The 16446-nt window shown below is 62.7% G+C and carries 19 protein-coding genes; 14 read left to right on the top strand and 5 right to left on the bottom strand.

What is annotated here, in order from left to right; genetic code table 11:
- Window positions 1-118 precede the first annotated feature (118 nt).
- The 9 genes from OXR60_RS14855 (at window position 119) to OXR60_RS14895 (ending at window position 6338) form a co-directional block, all read left to right on the top strand.
- A complete protein-coding gene (locus OXR60_RS14855) occupies window positions 119-487 on the top strand; it encodes a hypothetical protein (protein WP_267396717.1) in 369 nt (122 codons plus the stop codon).
- A 111-nt stretch (window positions 488-598) separates the two neighbouring features.
- Window positions 599-1141, top strand: a complete 543-nt coding sequence (locus tag OXR60_RS14860; RefSeq protein ID WP_267396718.1) for a lysozyme — start codon at window positions 599-601, stop codon at window positions 1139-1141.
- A 24-nt stretch (window positions 1142-1165) separates the two neighbouring features.
- A complete protein-coding gene (locus OXR60_RS14865) occupies window positions 1166-1522 on the top strand; it encodes a hypothetical protein (protein WP_267396719.1) in 357 nt (118 codons plus the stop codon).
- Window positions 1522-1758, top strand: coding sequence for a hypothetical protein (locus tag OXR60_RS14870; protein ID WP_267396720.1), 237 nt, complete (start codon window positions 1522-1524; stop codon window positions 1756-1758). Before OXR60_RS14865 ends, OXR60_RS14870 begins: the two co-directional genes overlap by 1 nt.
- Window positions 1758-2174 carry a hypothetical protein gene (locus OXR60_RS14875; protein ID WP_267396721.1) on the top strand — a complete coding sequence of 139 codons (417 nt, stop codon included), beginning with the start codon at window positions 1758-1760 and terminating at the stop codon, window positions 2172-2174. The genes OXR60_RS14870 and OXR60_RS14875 overlap by 1 nt, the downstream gene beginning before the upstream one ends.
- A 13-nt stretch (window positions 2175-2187) precedes the next feature.
- Window positions 2188-2448 carry a hypothetical protein gene (locus OXR60_RS14880; RefSeq protein WP_267396722.1) on the top strand — a complete coding sequence of 87 codons (261 nt, stop codon included), beginning with the start codon at window positions 2188-2190 and terminating at the stop codon, window positions 2446-2448.
- 40 nt (window positions 2449-2488) lie between these two features.
- Window positions 2489-4288, top strand: coding sequence for a hypothetical protein (locus OXR60_RS14885; protein WP_267396723.1), 1800 nt, complete (start codon window positions 2489-2491; stop codon window positions 4286-4288).
- A 12-nt stretch (window positions 4289-4300) separates the two neighbouring features.
- Window positions 4301-5185 (top strand): hypothetical protein, encoded by an 885-nt coding sequence (locus tag OXR60_RS14890; RefSeq protein ID WP_267396724.1) that lies wholly within the window; start codon window positions 4301-4303, stop codon window positions 5183-5185.
- Between the two features lie 394 nt (window positions 5186-5579).
- A complete protein-coding gene (locus OXR60_RS14895) occupies window positions 5580-6338 on the top strand; it encodes a DNA adenine methylase (RefSeq protein WP_267396725.1) in 759 nt (252 codons plus the stop codon).
- 152 nt (window positions 6339-6490) lie between these two features.
- Here the strand turns inward: OXR60_RS14895 and OXR60_RS14900 are convergent, their stop codons facing one another.
- Window positions 6491-6730, bottom strand: a complete 240-nt coding sequence (locus OXR60_RS14900; protein WP_267396726.1) for a hypothetical protein — start codon at window positions 6728-6730, stop codon at window positions 6491-6493.
- A gap of 847 nt (window positions 6731-7577) precedes the next feature.
- Here OXR60_RS14900 and OXR60_RS14905 point away from each other — a divergent pair.
- The gene (locus OXR60_RS14905) at window positions 7578-7943 is read left to right on the top strand and encodes a helix-turn-helix domain-containing protein (protein ID WP_267396727.1); all 366 of its coding nucleotides are present in this window, start codon (window positions 7578-7580) and stop codon (window positions 7941-7943) included.
- 11 nt (window positions 7944-7954) lie between these two features.
- On the opposite strand, the gene OXR60_RS14910 is transcribed toward OXR60_RS14905, so the two are convergent.
- The 3 genes from OXR60_RS14910 to OXR60_RS14920 all read right to left on the bottom strand — a co-directional run bounded on the left by OXR60_RS14910 (window position 7955) and on the right by OXR60_RS14920 (window position 10931).
- Window positions 7955-8659, bottom strand: coding sequence for a TadE/TadG family type IV pilus assembly protein (locus tag OXR60_RS14910; protein WP_267396728.1), 705 nt, complete (start codon window positions 8657-8659; stop codon window positions 7955-7957).
- 77 nt (window positions 8660-8736) lie between these two features.
- The gene (locus tag OXR60_RS14915; protein WP_267396729.1) at window positions 8737-9321 is read right to left on the bottom strand and encodes a TadE/TadG family type IV pilus assembly protein; all 585 of its coding nucleotides are present in this window, start codon (window positions 9319-9321) and stop codon (window positions 8737-8739) included.
- Complete coding sequence (locus OXR60_RS14920) at window positions 9318-10931, bottom strand: pilus assembly protein TadG-related protein (RefSeq protein WP_267396779.1); 1614 nt, start codon at window positions 10929-10931, stop codon at window positions 9318-9320. Before OXR60_RS14920 ends, OXR60_RS14915 begins: the two co-directional genes overlap by 4 nt.
- A 434-nt stretch (window positions 10932-11365) precedes the next feature.
- Here OXR60_RS14920 and OXR60_RS14925 point away from each other — a divergent pair, with 434 nt between their 5' ends.
- Window positions 11366-11752: a DUF6334 family protein gene (locus OXR60_RS14925; RefSeq protein ID WP_267396730.1), complete on the top strand. Its 387-nt coding sequence runs from the start codon at window positions 11366-11368 to the stop codon at window positions 11750-11752.
- A 77-nt stretch (window positions 11753-11829) separates the two neighbouring features.
- Entirely contained in the window at window positions 11830-12117 is a 288-nt protein-coding gene (locus OXR60_RS14930; protein ID WP_267396731.1) for a hypothetical protein, read from the top strand.
- Window positions 12118-12279: 162 nt separating this feature from the next.
- Here the strand turns inward: OXR60_RS14930 and OXR60_RS14935 are convergent, their stop codons facing one another.
- On the bottom strand, window positions 12280-12744 hold the full coding sequence (locus OXR60_RS14935) for a hypothetical protein (RefSeq protein WP_267396732.1): 465 nt from the start codon (window positions 12742-12744) through the stop codon (window positions 12280-12282).
- A 736-nt stretch (window positions 12745-13480) separates the two neighbouring features.
- On the opposite strand from OXR60_RS14935, the gene OXR60_RS14940 reads away from it, so the two are divergent.
- Both OXR60_RS14940 and OXR60_RS14945 read left to right on the top strand, forming a co-directional pair.
- A complete protein-coding gene (locus OXR60_RS14940; RefSeq protein ID WP_267396733.1) occupies window positions 13481-14134 on the top strand; it encodes a hypothetical protein in 654 nt (217 codons plus the stop codon).
- Window positions 14135-14727: 593 nt separating this feature from the next.
- Window positions 14728-15948, top strand: a complete 1221-nt coding sequence (locus OXR60_RS14945; RefSeq protein ID WP_267396734.1) for an integrase arm-type DNA-binding domain-containing protein — start codon at window positions 14728-14730, stop codon at window positions 15946-15948.
- The last annotated feature ends 498 nt before the right edge of the window (window positions 15949-16446 follow it).

Here is a 16446-nt window from a genome sequence, read left to right on the forward strand (position 1 = left end):
TCGCATTTACTATCGGCCTGCTGGTCAACCCGGTTGCCCAGCCGCTGGTCAAGACGCTCGCCCCGCTCGTGGTCGAGTACATCGCCAACCTGTTCCGGGCTCTCATCGGAGGTGCAAAATGACCATCTCGAACTCCCTCGTTGCAGGGATCTCGCTGGTGCTGGCAGGCGGATGCGGTCTCGTCCGTCACTTCCTGCTCGAACCCAAGGTCGCCAACTATCCCCAGGCTCCCCGCTGGTTGCTGACGGTGTTCTTCTGCTTCGCCTCGGTGCTGATCTTCCTCGGCAGCCGCTTTCTGCTCGCCTGGCACCTTGACGAGGCATCCCCACCGGGCGCGACCGCGGCCGGCGCTGCGCTCGGCCTGGCGCTGCTGATCTACAAGGGCTCGCTGCTGGTCAACGTCCTGCATCAGCGGCTGCCCGCCAGGGTCTGGCGGAAGCTCAACCGCATCACCGCGATGGCGCGCTGCGCGCCGCGGCGACGCTGAATCCGGCTGGAACGCGCCCCGCCAGCGTTTGGGATGACGGGGCGCCGAGGCGCTCACCCTGCGTGAGCGCCCTGGCTGCCGCCTAACAGATCAACCGAGGATGTCATTACCATGATCGACGTTGCCAAGCCGCCCCGGCCGGGCGCGGCGCCGAACCCGCGCGTCCCGTCCGGCTCCGCCGTCGCTGGGGGCAGCGCTGCCGCCGCGATCGCCGCGGCCCTCGCCCTGGCTGTCGCGGGTCTGAAGCCGGACGAAGGCAAGCGCAACGTCGACTACCTCGACATGGTGAAGGTGCCGACCGCTTGTTACGGGCACACTGGACCCGACGTGAAGGTCGGGACGCGCCGCACCGACGCCCAATGCGAGACGCTGCTGACGAAGGATGCTCAGGAGCATTTGAACGGCGTGCTGCGGTGCACGCCGGTGCTCGCCACTCATCCCAACCAGCTCGCCGCGGCAACGCGCATCACCTTCAACATCGGTGTCGGCGGCTATTGCGGCTCGAGCATCGCGGATCGCTTCAACCGCGGCGATTGGCAGCGCGCCTGCGACCGCTTCCTCGTCTGGAACAAGGCGGGCGGCAAAGTCGTGCCCGGCCTCACCGCCCGAAGGCAGCGCGAGCGCGCGCAGTGCCTGATCCAGCTCCCCGCCTGACACCCTTCCCAACGGAGAACACTCATGAAATTCCTCGGCTTCACCATCACCCGTAAGGCGGTCATCGCCGTCGCCGCAACGGCTCTCACCCGCGCGGTCGCCGCGGTCGCGGAGGCGGGCAATCCGATCGGCGATGCCGCGATCGCCGCGGTGAACGCGATCGAGAGCACCACCCTCACCGGCGCCGAGAAGAAGGCGCAGGTGATCGCCACCTTGGTGCCGGTCATCAAGGACGAGGTCGCCAAGGGCGGGCTCGCCGCGGTCGTCGCCGATGTCGAGCAGTTCGCCGGCATGGTCGTCGAGGAGGTGGTCGCTCAGGTGAAGCAGACCTCGCTGCTGACGATCGCGACAGCGCTGCTCAAGCTGCTGGGGTTCAAATAGTGGGCTGGCTCGCCCGCCTGGTGGGCAAGCAACCTCCGCGCGTGCCCTTCGGTGGCCGAGCCTTTGTGTCGCTTGACGGAAAGCGATGGTCGGTTCGCGTGCAAATGCCGGGCGAAGAACCGACGTCCGCTCGCCGCAGGATTAGCCCCAAGTTTGACCTGCAAACTACCGCCTATGCCTTCCTCGAAACGGTCGAGGGCAAGGGCGACTTCCACTACCCAGAAGGAGACGCCTGATGGTCGCATTCACGAAGTTCAACATCTTCCCGCAGGCGCTCGCCCACAAGCAGCACAACCTGCAGTCCGACACCCTGCGGATCATGCTCACCAACACAAAGCCGCTCGTCACCAACGCGGTGAAGGCGGACATCACCGAGATCGCGGCCGGCAACGGCTATGTCGCCGGCGGTCCGCAGGCGACGGTCTCTTCCTCCGGCCAGACCGACGGCACCTACAAGCTGGTGACCGCCGACACCGTGATCACCTCCAGCGGCGGTGCGGTCGGCCCGTTCGAATGGGCAGTGCTCTACAACGCCACCTCGGGCGGCCTGATCGGCTTCTGGGATTATGGCTCGCCGATCACGCTCGGCGCCAGCGGCGAGACGCTCACCATCGACTTCAACGAAACCACCGGCGTGCTGACGCTGGCGTAACAGGAGCATGCCCATGGACCTCTCCCCTCCGGCGCTGCGCGCCCGCTTCGCCGAGCTGGGCGCGCAGCGCGCCAGCATCATCGCCGTGTCCGGCCCGCTGCGCGAAGAGCGCGACGCGATCGCGCGCCAGGCCGACGAACAGCTCTCTGCCAAGGCGGCCGAGATTAACGAGGTCGAAGCTGATCTGCTCGCGATCGACCAGGAAGCGGCGATGATCTCGCGCGCACTCGGCGGCAAGACCGGCGAGCCCACCGAGGATGCCACGGACGCCTGATCGGCGTTCGTGATCGCTCACCGACCAGCTGGGAGCTGATATGGCACGTCCCTGGATACCGGCCGACGCAACGTCGGCTCAGCTGGTCGGGTGGTTCACGATCGACGATGCCGGCACGCTGAGCCTGATCAGCGGCGCGATCGACCGCTGGAATGCCAAAGTCGGCGGGACATACGCGCAGGCGGAAACGGCCGCGCAGCGGCTGACGTACAACGCCAGCTCGACGATCAACGGCAAGCCCGAGGCGCGCAACACCGGCACCCAGCGCCTCAAGATCTCTAGCGATGCGACCTTCCCCTCGGGCAGCGCCGCCTTCACCATGGCTGCTGTGGCGGCACCCACCAGCGGCAACGACCAGGGCGTGTCGTTCGGCTGGGGTGACGACTATTCCGCCTGCCACCAGATCCAGTTCAAGAACGACCGGATCATCGGCAATTTCGCCGGCACCGAGATCCACAGCGAGTTCGCGACTCTCGACCGATACCGGGTAGCGATAGCCGTTGGCGCCGGCGCCGCGGCGGGGCAGCCGCAGATCGTCACCATGAAGAACGTGGGGATCGCGGAGAAGAGCGCGACCGTCACGATCTCCGCCAACACCGCTCAGCAGTGCAATCTGTTCGCCCGGCCCAAGTTCAACGACCGCAACCTGGTCGGCGCGGCACGCGAGTTCGTCATCTATGCCGGCGCGCTGAGCGTCGCCGACGTCCAGAACCTCCAGGGCTATCTTGCCTGGGGTGCAGGCGTGCAGGGCGACCTGGCGGCCGACCACCCGAGCAAGAGCGGTCCGCCCATGGTGGCGGGCGGCCCGACGCTCAGCGCCGGCACTGGGGCGATGGCGATCAGTGGCAAGCCCGCGGCGTTGCTCCATGGCTTCACCATGCCGGCGGACGCCGGCCGGCTGGCGATCGCCGGCCGCGATGTCGCATTGCGCGACGGTCGACGCCTGGTCGTAGAGAAGGGCGCGCTGGTGCTCGCCGGCGTGCCGGTGATCCTGCGGCCATCGCGGGTGCTCGGCGCTGGCGCCGGCAGCTTCAGCTTCGCCGGGGGCGGTAGCCAGGCGATCTATGCGCGCCGCCTCGCGGCCGACGCCGGCAGCCTCCACCTGGTCGGCACCGACGCGAGCTTCACCAAGATCGGCAAGCGCTCCTGGATGGCCGAGACCGGCCAGCTGATCCTGGCCGGCCAGGGAACGGAGCTGGTCACCCGCCGGCGCCTGGTCGCCGATGGCGCAGCGCTGGCGCTCACCAGCTCACCGGTGACGCTACGCGCGCACCGGCGCTTCCGCCTCGAGGCGGAAGCGTTCGCGATCGCCGGCAGCGAGATCGGCGCGGTCGGCCGCCAGCTCCATGCTGAGGCCGGGACCCTCGCGATCATCGCTGCGCCGATCGCGCTGCGCGTCCACCGCCGCCTGGTGGCGCGGCCGGGGAGATTCGCCCTCACGCCCCAATCGGCGACGCTCTCCTGTGCTGGCGTGCCGGTGGTCGTTGCGCCGTTCAACTACTTTGTTGTCCCTGCGCAGCAGCGCGCCTTCACCGTTCCGGTACGTCAGCGGCATTTCACCATCTGTAAAGGCACCATCATGTCGATCATCAAACCACCTGCGGCGGAACGCCGGTATGACGCGGACTGGCGTCAGGATCTAGCTGGGCAGGAGATCGTGGGAGAGATCGAAGCGACCAGCACCGATCCCTTGCTGGTCGTCGATCGTATCGAGCACAAGGACGGCGTCATGTCGTTCTGGCTCAAGGGCGGGACCCCGCGCGGGGTGGCGGCGATCGAGTTCATCGCTCCTACGTCAGGCGGAGAGCACCTGACGTGGCGGGTCGCAGTTGCGAGCTAAGGGGGCACGATAATGACCCTATACAAGCAGGACGTGCTAGATCTCGCCGCGCTCGAGACGCAGATGGCAGACAAGATCTATGCCCAGGCCAAGGGCTCGATGATCCAGCTCCACCCGGCGCTCTATTATGCGATGCGCACCTGCTCCGCCCGGGCTCTGGCGATGGCCACCATCGCCGACACGTTGCCGGAGGCACCGACCTCGGGGACGGGCACCCCGACGCCTTCTCCCACGCCGACGCCGACCCCCACCCCGTCGGGTCCTGACACGACGACGATCATGCCGGCGCCACAGCCGAACGGCAGTTGGGTGGCGACCGGCCGGGTGATCAAGATCGACTTTGAGCAAGATCCGCCGGGCAACTCCACGCCGAGCTGGAACCAGCGGTTCCACAGCGACCAGACGACAGAAAGCCTGGGGCTCTTCGACGATCAGTCGCCGCAGTCGACAAGCTCCGCGCGCACCCCGTTCTATCTCAAAGCCCGCACCGGCAACACCGCGGACGCGAACGGCTACGGCACGATGTCGAACCCGTCGAACAGCGGCAACCTGCCGGACAACGTCAACATCTCCAACCACACCAACTATGCGGGCTATCCGATCAATGATGCGATCGCCGGCGCCGTTGTCGGCTACGCCTATGACGTTGAGTTCTACGGCAGCCGGCAGGAGGCGGGCAGCATCACGGCCTTCGACGTCGGGGATCCTGGTCACGTGGTGCTGCCGTTGACGCTCGACATCAGCTTCAACACCAGCCGGAAGGCGGTCGCGTCGAAGGTGCTGCCCGCCCCTAACGGCCAGCTCTATTGGACCTGGTACACCGCGCCATCGAATACCTCGGAGAGCGGCAAGTGCGCCATGGGCGCGTTGATCCTCAGAGAATATCGGCCGGCATAGCCTTTCGCCGGCGCGGCCGGCGTGGCATTACCGCGTCGCCTGGCTGAGCTTAGCCGCGACGTCGGGCCCGCGCGCGCGGAACAGTAGGCTACCGGTTCGCCGGGTGGCCTGCGAAATGAAAGACCTTCGGGGAATACGCAGGGCGCAGTTGCCTACTGCTGCGCGGCTAACCGCCCGGTCCGCCCGGGTGGAGGTTGGGCCTCTCGCCAGCGTATCTCCGAAGGCCACCCAGATCCGGCGCCTCGAGCGCCTCACCTCATCCCGCGGCCGATGGCCGGGGCTCCGCCGATCGCGTCGATCGGCGGCCATCATGGCGCGCGTAGCCCGTGCCTCGTCATGAAGGCCAACTCCAAGCATGCACCCTGCACCCGTATCCCGCCCCGTCGCCCCGTATATGGGCGGCAAGCGGAACCTGGCCGCGCGTCTCTGCGCGATCATCGATGAGATACCGCACAAATCCTACATCGAGCCCTTCGTGGGCATGGGCGGCGTCTTCCTGCGCCGATCGCGCCAGCCGAGCGTCGAGGTGATCAACGACCTGTCCGGCGACGTCGCGAACCTGTTCCGCGTCGTGCGCCGGCATTACGAGCCGTTCGTCGACGAGCTGCGCTGGCTCAGCGCCAGCCGCGAGGAGTTCGACCGCCAGAAGCGCGTGGATCCGACCACGCTCACCGATATCGAGCGGGCGGTCCGTTTCCTCTATCTCCAGCGCCTGACCTTCGGCGGCAAGGTGATCGGCCGGACCTATGGAGTGAGCGCCGGCGTGCCGTCGCGCTTCAACCTCGCCAAGCTGCGCGGGGAGCTGAAGCTGCTCAGTCGCCGCCTCGAGCCGGTCCAGATCGAGCAGCTGCCCTATGCCGAGGTGATCCGCCGCTACGATCGCGCCGGCGCGCTGTTCTACCTCGATCCGCCTTATGACGAGACCACTGGCTATGGCGTCGAGTTCGGCCGAGCCGATTACCTGGCGATGGCCGAGCAGCTCGCCGTGATCGCCGGCGACTTCATCATCTCGATCAACGACACGCCGTTCGTGCGCGAGGCGTTTGCCCGGTTCGACATCCAGGAGGTCGAGACCACCTGGACGATCGGCACCAAGGCGACCGGCGCCGGCGCGAAGGTCACCGAGCTGATCATCCGCAACAAGGCGCGCTGAGCAGGGGTATCGGCCGGGGTATCGCGCCCCGGCCAGAGGCCCAAACGGCGCAGTTTTCCGTGTGTTCGCGCGGATCAGGGCGGAGGGCATCTCCGCCATCATTGGCGGGTGGGCCCGGCTATTCGCAAGGCGGCCGGGCCAGGCGCCAAGGCTCAATCCCTACTGATCACCGATTTATGACCCGTTACTTCGACGTATTCGTCGGCTGAAATAGCGCCAATTTCCATCATGCTGCGCCAGAACTCCTCGGGAGACGAGCGGGCGGGGAGTGCCTCGCAACCGATTTTGATCAGCCTGATCAGCGCCTTAGCTTGGCCGGCTGTCCAGCGTCTCCCCAGCAAGGCTCGTTCCGCGTCGCGGAAGTGCCGTCGACTCTCTTCCTCCCTGACCATCGTTGCACCTTATGCTTAGATCCGCGGCGATCAAAGCCGTGGTCGCATGCGCGCCCGCGCGACGGGGGATGTCTCCGCCGCAAGCCGCTGAATGTCCGACTTTGGTGGTGAGCGGAACGGCTGCTTTGATGTCACCGTGCGCATTAGCGGACGTTAACTCTCTACCGCTATGATCTTGACGAACGGAGCGCTGGTGCATGCAAGATGCCGAACTCACAAATGGTGCTCACCAAGCCTTATCGCGTTACTTCCGGGTCATTGCTGTGGCGGCCGTTAGTCTAATCGCTGCAAATATGGCCTGGACGCTACTGGCCTGCTCAGAATTAATCACGCCGACTCCAGACACGCTTCGCTTCGGCTTCGCAGCTGCAGGTGGGTCGCTAAGTGCGACGGCGGGAGTCCGGTTGGTCCGTGCGGCCAACAACGGTCTTGTTGGCCGTCTCTTGGCTCTGTCAGTCGTTTTGGCTTTTGGATGCTTGTTAGCGCTGCTCGCGGAGCCGTGGGCTTCACGTGCGGCGGGCTTTGTTGATTTCGCCGGGACGAATTCACCTTGGCACCCGTTACTTTATCGCCTCCAAAACGAAGGAGTTTACTCGGCTCGGGGCAGGCCAAGGGCCTACATCAATCCCTACGACGGCGGAAAGACGGCTGTCGCGATAAGCACCATAGAAGCGAGCCGCCTTGAGGCGGCGTATCGAGGAGGTGACATCGCCAGCTATTGTGTTGTATTGCTGACGCAGCAGGCCGGAGAAGCTGTCCGTGTTCAGCCGCCGCGTCACTTGAAAGCGTTTGCTTCGGTTGTACGCTGCTCTCGTGGTGCTAACGCGCGGCTAAGTTGACAGCAAAGGTGATCAAGGCCCGGGCAGACACAATGATCAAAGCGAATGGCGAGCAACGAGATACCGACAGTGTCGAATTGAAAATTGGTGAGGAATTTGTCGCCATTAATGGGCATCAGATCCACCTTACGCGGACGGAGCGGGCAATCCTGGACAGGTTGGCCGGAGGCGTTGATCGGCGCATTAGGACCGCAGACTTGGCGAAACACCTCGGCATTGATGTGGAGGACTCGTCAATTCAGACCACAAAGTCGCACGTCTCGAATCTGCGCAAAAAGCTTAGGGGGCTTCCGCTACCACGCCTGAACATCGTTTTTGAACGACGTAGTCTCACCTACAGGCTGGCGGTGGAAGTGGACCGGAGTAGCCTCTAGAGAGGCTTCCGTTAGGTCGGAACGCTGCTGTTGAAAAGCTTGCAGTCCGATCGACCGGTGCCAGACAATGCGCCGTCGTTTCGCACAACATAGTCGGTTCTCTGACGAACGTTGAAGGCCTGCAGTCGGCGGATGGTCCATCCCTTGAACAGGCCGATCGGGGTTACTGGTTGGTAGGTGTATGCTACCTCGGCAACCATGACGGCGGTTCCGGTGGAAGCAGCGATCATGTTAGTGGATGACCCCATGCCGAGGATGAGGGACTTGGTCTCCACGGCACCGTGGTCGGTGTTAGTGCTATCATCCAGATTGGTCACGGCCGTACCACTGCTGTTCAGAGGCACCCCGTAGGAGGACGTGACGTTGAGCGCGCCTGCGCAGCGCTGCCATCGTATCCACTGGCGATATCCGTTCGGATTGTCAGTCGTGACCGTGGTCGCGCCACCAGTCACGTTGGTCCTCTGTTCCAGATCCGAAAGGATGATCCGACCACTCGTTGAAAATGATATTGGCTCGCCAATCTTCTTAGCGCCGACCATCAACTCGTTGATGTCGGCCTCATCGATAGAGGTGCGGACTCGGCCCGCGTTGTCGGCTACGGTCATGGCGATCTGAGAGAGCCGAAGACTGGCGGACATGAAGTGAGCGGTCTCGATGCCGCCAAGGCCGAGGATCAGGAGTAGCGGCAGAGCGAACGCAAATTCGACAAGCGCCAAGCCGGAGCGGTTAGCAGCACCGTCAGCGACCACAGCCATCAATCTCGCTTTGCGACAAGCGATGAGCGTCTGGCAATTTAGCTGCATACGATCGCTGGCTCTGATTGCGAGGCGTACGGCTGGTTCTTCATCATCGTTGTGCCGCTCACCGTTGTGGTTGCCGGGAAGCCTAAAAGGCGTTTAACCGGCAGTGGATCTGCATAGGTCAATGTCGCGGTGTAGTAGACGATGTCGTCAGATCCACCGGTCCCCGACGAGCCAGCGTCCGCGTCCCATGTGCCGTTGCCGTTCAGATCCTGGAAGCAATCACCCGTGTTGTACGTGCCCAGTGGAGCCGTGTCGGTCGTGATTGGCTCGGGCTTTCCGACGTGGGCGAAGTCGTAGTAGCTGGTCGGCACGACGGTCACCGACGCCCTTGGCATAATGCGGTTTACCTGCGCCTTGACCGAGGCCGTCACCATCGCGGTGGTAGTGGTGGTCCCCACGGTGACCTGTCGTGCAGCCTGCTCCAGCGCTCCTTGCAGCTGGATACCTATGTAAGCCCGAAGACCTAGGCTCAGAAGGCCCATCATGATGAGCATCAGGCATGGCGCAACAATCGCAAACTCGACGATTGTGACGCCGCGGTTCTCCCTCAGCAGCCGACTGGACCAGCCTCTCACTGGGTCAACCTCAGAGCGCCGATATTCTTGCCGATCTCGACGAACTTGGAAAGCAAGGCGGCCGAGTCGGCCGAGGTCGAGGCTTGGCTTGCGCTGCTGGCACAATTGGTCAGGCTGGCGTCGAGCGTGGTTGCGAACCCAATAACCCAGACGGAATATCCCATGGTCTTGGCTTTGGAGCACAGCAAATTGAACCGCTGCTTGTGACGAGCAAGCTGGTCCGTCTCGTTTGACGACGAGCCGCCAGGAGTCACCCGCGCGTCGAGTTGTTCCACGCCGTACCCGGAGTATAGGGTCGAGTAGCCGGTATCGAACAGACCATCCGTCATGAAGATGATGTACTTCTTGACCGGCATGCTGTTGTACGTCGAGGGGTTGTTGGCGGAGAAGATGCCATTCGATGAGGCCCAACGTGCTCCCCACATCATGCCGAAGTCGTGGTACGTTCCGCCATCCGGGTTCAGGCCGTCCAGGTATGTCGATAGCGTAGTGCGGGACCATGCCTTCATCGGCGCGGCCGCCGTGGGACAGGCGTACTGCGGCTTCATGAGATCGGCGGAGTAAATGTTACTTCGGTAGGACGTGAACTCCACCTCCGGCCAGTACGGCCGCCATTTTTGATCATCCGTTGCAGGGATCAGATCGATGTTGAGATCATTAGCGCCATCCGGAATGCTGGTGGCGGTCGCCGACATCACAACCGTCACAGGCTCTTCAGTGCAACCGCCCCACGTCGTTTTATTTGCGACCTGATTAGTTGGGGTGAGGCCATATAGCTGCGAGCGCCCGGAGCTGTAATAAGTCGATGTTCCGATGAACGGCGCGACATCGACTGATGATCCAGCTACGAACTTGCTAGTGTCGTACGAGTACTGGTTATAAATGAAATACGTGCAGACACGTGAATTGCTGTTATAGCTGCCGTAAACTCCATCGCATGCGGACGAGCTGGAGGTAGCGGTGGCCACGCGGCGAGATTGGTATTTAGCTGTTTGAGCAAGATAGCTGGCGTTCACCGCACTTATCGCGGATCCGACGTTTACCGTACTGGCGTATGGCACAATGCCGTAGCGAAGTCGCATTCCGGACGCTTCGAGGTTGGTCTGAACCGTCGCGAGCTGATCATAGAGCGCCAGCACTGCCTTGCGCAGAGCGACGATCTTGGTGCTGGTATCCGTACTGGACGCCTTGTCAGCCATGGAGCCGGTGGTATCAAGTACCAGTACGACATCCGTGTTGACGAAGTCCTGCTTGGCATTGCACGTCACGTTCAGTGGGATCGACGAAAAGCCGAAAAACTTCATGACGGTAGTCGGAGACGTCGTGGCCGCCGTGATTACAACCGTCTGCGTCGATCCCGATAGGCTCGATACGCTGGGCGTGAATGTCGACGTACCAAACGCGCGCTGCGGAAAGTTGAAGTTGAAGAACTTCAACGCTTCGGCCTTTACCGTGTCATCCACGGTGCTCGTGGTCATGGCGCGACGACCAGCAAGCGAGGCTGCATCGCATGCATGCTGCAGGCGAGTGCGGGTGGCGTGGGCCCGTCCGAGGTCGATAGCGGACCCAACGACCGCCAACAGCACGATGACGAATACCGCCGTCAGCATGGTCACGTTTCCGCGAACGTCGCGAGCAAGGTTCCTGCTCAGCAGCTTCAAACGGCAAACTAGATCGCGGCACATCGAACGGCTCTCGCAACGCAACAACGCTGAGGCTTCAGAAACCTCATCGTGCGAGCGGTAGGGCGCGCCTCTTAACTTCCGATAAATGCGAAGCGTTTTTCCACACGTTGACGGCCTTTCGATCGAAACACTTGGCCGCAAAGCTGATGTCGAGCGCCTCTCTCGGACCCGGCTTGGCGACCGGTAGCGCCTGCGCTTCGAACAGTCTCCGGAACGTCCGCTTTCAAGATCTGAAGATCCGCGAGCTAAGTCCGGCTTTGGGCGCTTTCAGCCTGGCAGGTTTCGGGGTCCGCTTTTCGGCCCACGAATGTCGCGATCTGGTGGTTAGCTGACGTTCCGTTGTTGGGTTATAGGGCCGCATGGCTGACCGCACGATGCTCCAATTCGACTATAAGGACGTTCACGGGCGAACGGTGAGCGGGGTCGTGGGACGCAGAGATGGGCATGCCGGTTGGGGTTCCATTGCCTTTGTGATCGATAATCGTGCCGTCGTGCTTCGGGTTGATCCCAACACCGATGAAGTCGTCGTCACCTTGGAAGATGCCTCCGATCTTGCAAGCGACTGGATTGAAGTCGCGGAGATTGCCAACGCCATTGGTTCTGCCCTCGGATGGTGCTGGATAGGCCGGAACTACCGTGGCTACCTCGACATGTTCACGTTGTCATTTTCCGGCATCGATCCGCAAATCTGCTTTCTTGGCGAGGCCTCCACGCTCACGATCAAGCACATCATCGGGAGCCGCTGAAGGCGGCTTTTGGAGCGGAAAGACCGATAGCAGTCGTTCCCATAGACACCTGCGAGGCGTCTCGCTAAACCGTTCCAATGCTCAAAAGCATGACGCCGCTTCATATCGCGAAAGTCGCCGCCAGTCTTTGTGCCTGCGGGGTAGTGTTGCTTTCATTTGGCGCGATGCAAGTTGCTGGTTCAATGGGAGCGCATCCACTTGGCCAGCCTAGCTGGATTTTCGCGATTGTCGTAATCCCGATCTTTGCGATCAGCATGACCATCTGGGCAAGTTTACATGAAAGCCGCCTGCGGGTGCTCGCTATCGCGGCTTATTTTAGCGTCATAGCAAGCCCGATCCTTTGGATTGCAGTCACCCGCTCGTGATGCAGAGTGGCTGCTTTTGGAATGGATCGTTACCACTCTGAACGACCGACTTTGGGCGCTTTCGGCCTGTCAGGTTCGGGATCCGCTTTTCGGTCCACGAATGTCGCGATCTGGTGGTGAACGGTCCGGCTGCTTTCGGGACAACGGAAGGCAAAGCGGACGCTACCCGACTAGCATTTCTACCCGCTCGTCCTCTGTACAGAGCGCGATGGTCGCCAGCGTATGTTGACCTTTGGCATGGGCAACGACGGCCAGAGCGCCCCTGACGACAAGATCGTCCTGTGCTTCTCCAAGGTGTCGTAATGCTATCGGGAGTATAGCAGCCCACGCGTTTTCGTAATCCTGCTCGAGTTCGGGCGGGACCGGTGGGTTTCCCTGGGCCAAACGACCGTTCTCAATTGACGCCACCAACGAGTAAGCGTTCCAATCTGGCTCCGCTTGCTCCTGCATCATCAAGACAATCTCGCCGACGGCCGCATACGAGGCCGAATTGACGGTCCCTTGGTGGTAGAGTTTATCCCATAGTTCCTGCGCGGCATCCTCGGCCTGTCCGGCACGCCAAGCCTCTATCGCGGGCCGGGGGTCGTAAGGTTCACCAAATGCGCTTAGCCACGGATCCTTGGGCACATCTCGCTCCATCTACGAACGTCCGGTTCTAGCGCCGGAGCGTAAGCTTCGGAACAGATGAGATTGGGCGCAAGCCGACCGATCGCTTTCGGCGCCCGCTTTCCCGGTCGCGAATGTCTCGACCTGGTGGCAAGCGGAAAGGCGGCTTTTCGAAGCGGGATAAGTGCTAGCTGGCGTTCCGAAGGTAGCGCCGTTGTGGCCGTAATCGGCGCATTCCACAGCAACGTGCATCGGCATTATGCATAGTGGAAGCGGCCCGATTGCTGCGGTTGCCAGCATGACGCAGAACCTATGATCTTTGCATCAACCCCATCCAGGCATCCGGGTACTCCGAGCGAGCCAGTCTTTAGCGAGGTGCTTCGCTCTTTTTACGTCCGAGAGCCATAACGGCAAGCAAACCCGTCGCTGCACCAACAGCCGCAGGCGAGACGGCAACGCCCATCGCCGTCAATATACCAAGCGTTGCCAAACCTACGACACCGACCGCAGCAAAGCGCACCATTCTAACGTTCCTCAGTTTCCGCCTTACCGCTTTCTAGGCGGTATCGCGGTCGCTGGTCGAGGCCTGTTAGCGATGTGGTCAAAAACATCAGCGCAGATCTAATCTTTTGAATTTACATCATCTATGGCTCATAGCTTGAACCGACAGGCGTGAATGATTGGCTTTGGTGAGTTTCCGTCTAGCGGCCTTCGGCGGCCAAATGCATGGAAGCTGCCGCACAATGAGGAACGCCGGGTGATCACTCTAGCTTTTCTACTGGCGCAAGCCACTGATACCGTCTCGCTAGCGCAAATCCGAGCGATGCCGCCCGTCGTGGCCGGCGACGTCATTCTGCGCGATCAGCAGCATGGTCCGATCGAGGCGTTCGAGTCGCCAACTGGCGGAATGAACGCTCCAGGCATGATAGACGGGCAGCTGGTAGAGCGGCCTACTGCAACCGGTCCGGGGTGTGTCCGAACGCGTTGGACCGTGAAGTTCCAGGCGGCACCAGGCGCAGACATCAGCGCCGCTACGGTAATTGGCACTTACCCCACGCGTGAGATTTCTTGGATCCTGGGAAATGTCTGCCCGTCAGGAGAGTACGTGCATCTGAACCCTGGCATCAGTGTAGATCAAGGGTGGGAGGCACTCACAGGTTTCAGACAAGTAAGCGCTGTAGCAAGTCGGACGAAGTATAAATGTGCTGACACGACATCGTCCGGCCTGTGCAAAGGCAACAAAGCCATCAGTGCAGCTCTACGCACGTTGGCGCCTTGGGCAATCACCCAAGATGCCGACGAAGTTAGAATTTGGTTGGGTGTGCCGGGCGACGTTGTCACCGAAGTGCGCTTTGATTTGAAGCATTTATCGCAGGTGGTCGTCACGCGCAAAGTACCAGCGCCCTTCTGATATTGCGTCTGCTTTCAGGACGCAACCTGCGGCCGCTCAATGGCTGAATGTGGGCGTTAGCGGACATCGCTCTGGCTGCGGGTACTGACTGAGCCAGCTGCGGGTATCATCTGCTCAAAAACGGCTGAAATGCGTGGGTGCGGCGGAGGAGTTCGCAGCCGCGATCACGTCTGTATCTTGCATCCCAGGGACCGGAAAATCTCTGGGACATCCTTCCGAACGCGGTGCTCAAAGAGCATCACACGCTGCAGCTGAGCGCAGATTGCATCCGCTTTTCTATGCTCCCACCATGCGCTTCCTACAGTTATCAATACAGAGATAAACGCCGCCACAACGATCAGGCCTGCAACTTCCTCGTCACGGTCACTCATTTGCCCAACGACAAAGGAGCGCACGAAAACCACGAGTAACATCGCGGTTAGCACGCCTGTGATCAACAGAGCTATCGGGTCGGCAATCGCCACAACCGGCTGAAGCGTGAACCCGAGGACTGCGGCACTTGGGATGCCGAAGAGAGCTAACCTCTCGAATTCCGTTGGCTGAACGCCTCTCGCTCCAATCAATTGTCGACCCTCCCTTTGCAGGTATTATATATGCTGACCAACGCCGCGGTTAAAGCCGCGCGGCCGCGCGCGGCCGCCTATAAGCTTGCCGATTTCGGCGGCCTCCACCTCTATGTCGCGCCAAACGGCCGCAAGTCGTTCCGCATGCGCTTCCGGTGGCAGAGTAAGGAGCAGCTGCTCACCTTCGGCACCGTTCCCGAAGTGTCGTTGGACGCCGCCCGGGCGCGGTGCGACGAGGCGCGCGAGCGGCTCGATCGCGGCGAGGATCCGCGCGAGGCGCCAGTTTGCGAAATTGCGCAAGCTCGATTTGACGCGATTGCCGGGCGCTGGCACTCCCACATGCGCCGGCGCTGGACCGCGGTGCACGCCGGCGACGTCCTCGCCAGCCTCGAGCGCGATATCTTCCCGGCGATCGGCGCCATGCCGATCAAGGCGATCACCGTGCCGGTGGTGCTGAGCGCGCTGCGCGTTATCGAGGAGCGCGGCAGCCTCGAGACGGCGCGCCGCGTCCGCCAGCGGATCTCGGCCGTGTTCGGCTTCGCGATGGCCGAGGACCTGGTCGACCAGGATCCTGCCGCGATCGTCGGCCGAGCGCTGATGCCGCCGGCGCCGGCGCGCCACCATCCAGCGCTGCTCGAGATCGAAGGCGCGCGCGAGCTGCTCGCCGCGGCCGAGCTGGTCGACGCCGCGCCGGCGGTGAACCTCGCCTCGCGCTTTCTGGCGCTGACCGCGGTGCGCCTGGCGGCCGTCCGCGGCGCGCGGTGGGAGGAGATTGAAGATCTCGACGGCGAGGCGCCGCTGTGGCGGATCCCGGCCGCCCGCATGAAGCTCGCCGCCGCGAAGAAGCTCGAGGCCCGCAACGATCACCTGGTGCCGCTGTCGCGCCAGGCGGTGGAGCTGCTGCGCGTCGCGCGAAATATGCATCGAACGGATGCAAATTTGCACAGGCTGATCTTCCCCGGTCGCGCCGGCGGCCAGATTGGCGAGGCGGCGATCGGCGCCCTCTACGATCGCGCGGGCTTCGCCGGCCGGCACGTGCCGCACGGCTGGCGCGCGACGTTTGCGACGATCCTCAACGAGCGCTGCCCGGGCGATCACACCGCCATCGATCGCGCTCTCGCCCACGCGCCGAAGGACAAGGTGGCTGCAGCCTATGACCGCAGCGAGCAGCTCGCCCGCCGCGCCCAGCTGTTCCAGGCCTGGGCGGACGAGCTGGTCCCGGCGCCGGCGGCGCCGGCGGCCGCAGCCTGACTGGGCGGGGGGTCGAAACTCGGCGGCCGACCCGGCCGGACACCGCGTAGTGGGTCCGTGTGCGCCGCGAGGTGTTTGGCAGTAAAAAGATCAAGCGCCTGTCGAGCCGAGCAATAGCAGCGGTAAGGCGTCGTGTTCTGGTGTAGGGATACGCCGTTGTCCGGTCTGCTCCGGAGAACCGGAGTGTGGCACCATGCCTGAGAACAAGCACAACGACAGCCGCCCTGAGCCCCGGCTAAAGGACTCAGCTCACCTCACGATGAGCGAAATGCTGTCAAATCTGCACCACTCTATCGAGGATGTCGGGAGCGCCATCGTCACCTCGCCTAGAGAAAAGCGGGCTCAATCAAGCACGAGCCAAGGCCAGGCGCCGTCACACCCCGAACCTTGAGGGAGTGTGGCACGCTTCGTGCTCCTCCCCCACTAGGCAGCCGCGGGGCGGCGCAAGCCGCCACGTTCCGACAGCCGGGTCTTGGCTATCGGGTGCTTGGGGCTCGC

It is taken from the genome of Sphingomonas sp. GC_Shp_5 (genome assembly GCF_026540855.1).
Lineage (GTDB): Bacteria > Pseudomonadota > Alphaproteobacteria > Sphingomonadales > Sphingomonadaceae > Sphingomonas.

Excerpts from the sequence above, each read along its gene's own strand:
- OXR60_RS14885 (WP_267396723.1), top strand. The coding sequence starts at position 2,489 with ATGGCACGTCCCTGGATACCGGCCGACGCAACGTCGGCTCAGCTGGTC.
- OXR60_RS14895 (WP_267396725.1), top strand. The coding sequence starts at position 5,580 with ATGGGCGGCAAGCGGAACCTGGCCGCGCGTCTCTGCGCGATCATCGAT.
- OXR60_RS14945 (WP_267396734.1), top strand. The coding sequence starts at position 14,728 with ATGCTGACCAACGCCGCGGTTAAAGCCGCGCGGCCGCGCGCGGCCGCC.
- OXR60_RS14880 (WP_267396722.1), top strand. The coding sequence starts at position 2,188 with ATGGACCTCTCCCCTCCGGCGCTGCGCGCCCGCTTCGCCGAGCTGGGC.
- OXR60_RS14860 (WP_267396718.1), top strand. The coding sequence starts at position 599 with ATGATCGACGTTGCCAAGCCGCCCCGGCCGGGCGCGGCGCCGAACCCG.
- OXR60_RS14890 (WP_267396724.1), top strand. The coding sequence starts at position 4,301 with ATGACCCTATACAAGCAGGACGTGCTAGATCTCGCCGCGCTCGAGACG.
- OXR60_RS14930 (WP_267396731.1), top strand. The coding sequence starts at position 11,830 with ATGCTCAAAAGCATGACGCCGCTTCATATCGCGAAAGTCGCCGCCAGT.
- OXR60_RS14925 (WP_267396730.1), top strand. The coding sequence starts at position 11,366 with ATGGCTGACCGCACGATGCTCCAATTCGACTATAAGGACGTTCACGGG.
- OXR60_RS14920 (WP_267396779.1), bottom strand. The coding sequence starts at position 10,931 with ATGCTGACGGCGGTATTCGTCATCGTGCTGTTGGCGGTCGTTGGGTCC.
- OXR60_RS14855 (WP_267396717.1), top strand. The coding sequence starts at position 119 with ATGACCATCTCGAACTCCCTCGTTGCAGGGATCTCGCTGGTGCTGGCA.
- OXR60_RS14875 (WP_267396721.1), top strand. The coding sequence starts at position 1,758 with ATGGTCGCATTCACGAAGTTCAACATCTTCCCGCAGGCGCTCGCCCAC.
- OXR60_RS14865 (WP_267396719.1), top strand. The coding sequence starts at position 1,166 with ATGAAATTCCTCGGCTTCACCATCACCCGTAAGGCGGTCATCGCCGTC.
- OXR60_RS14900 (WP_267396726.1), bottom strand. The coding sequence starts at position 6,730 with ATGGTCAGGGAGGAAGAGAGTCGACGGCACTTCCGCGACGCGGAACGA.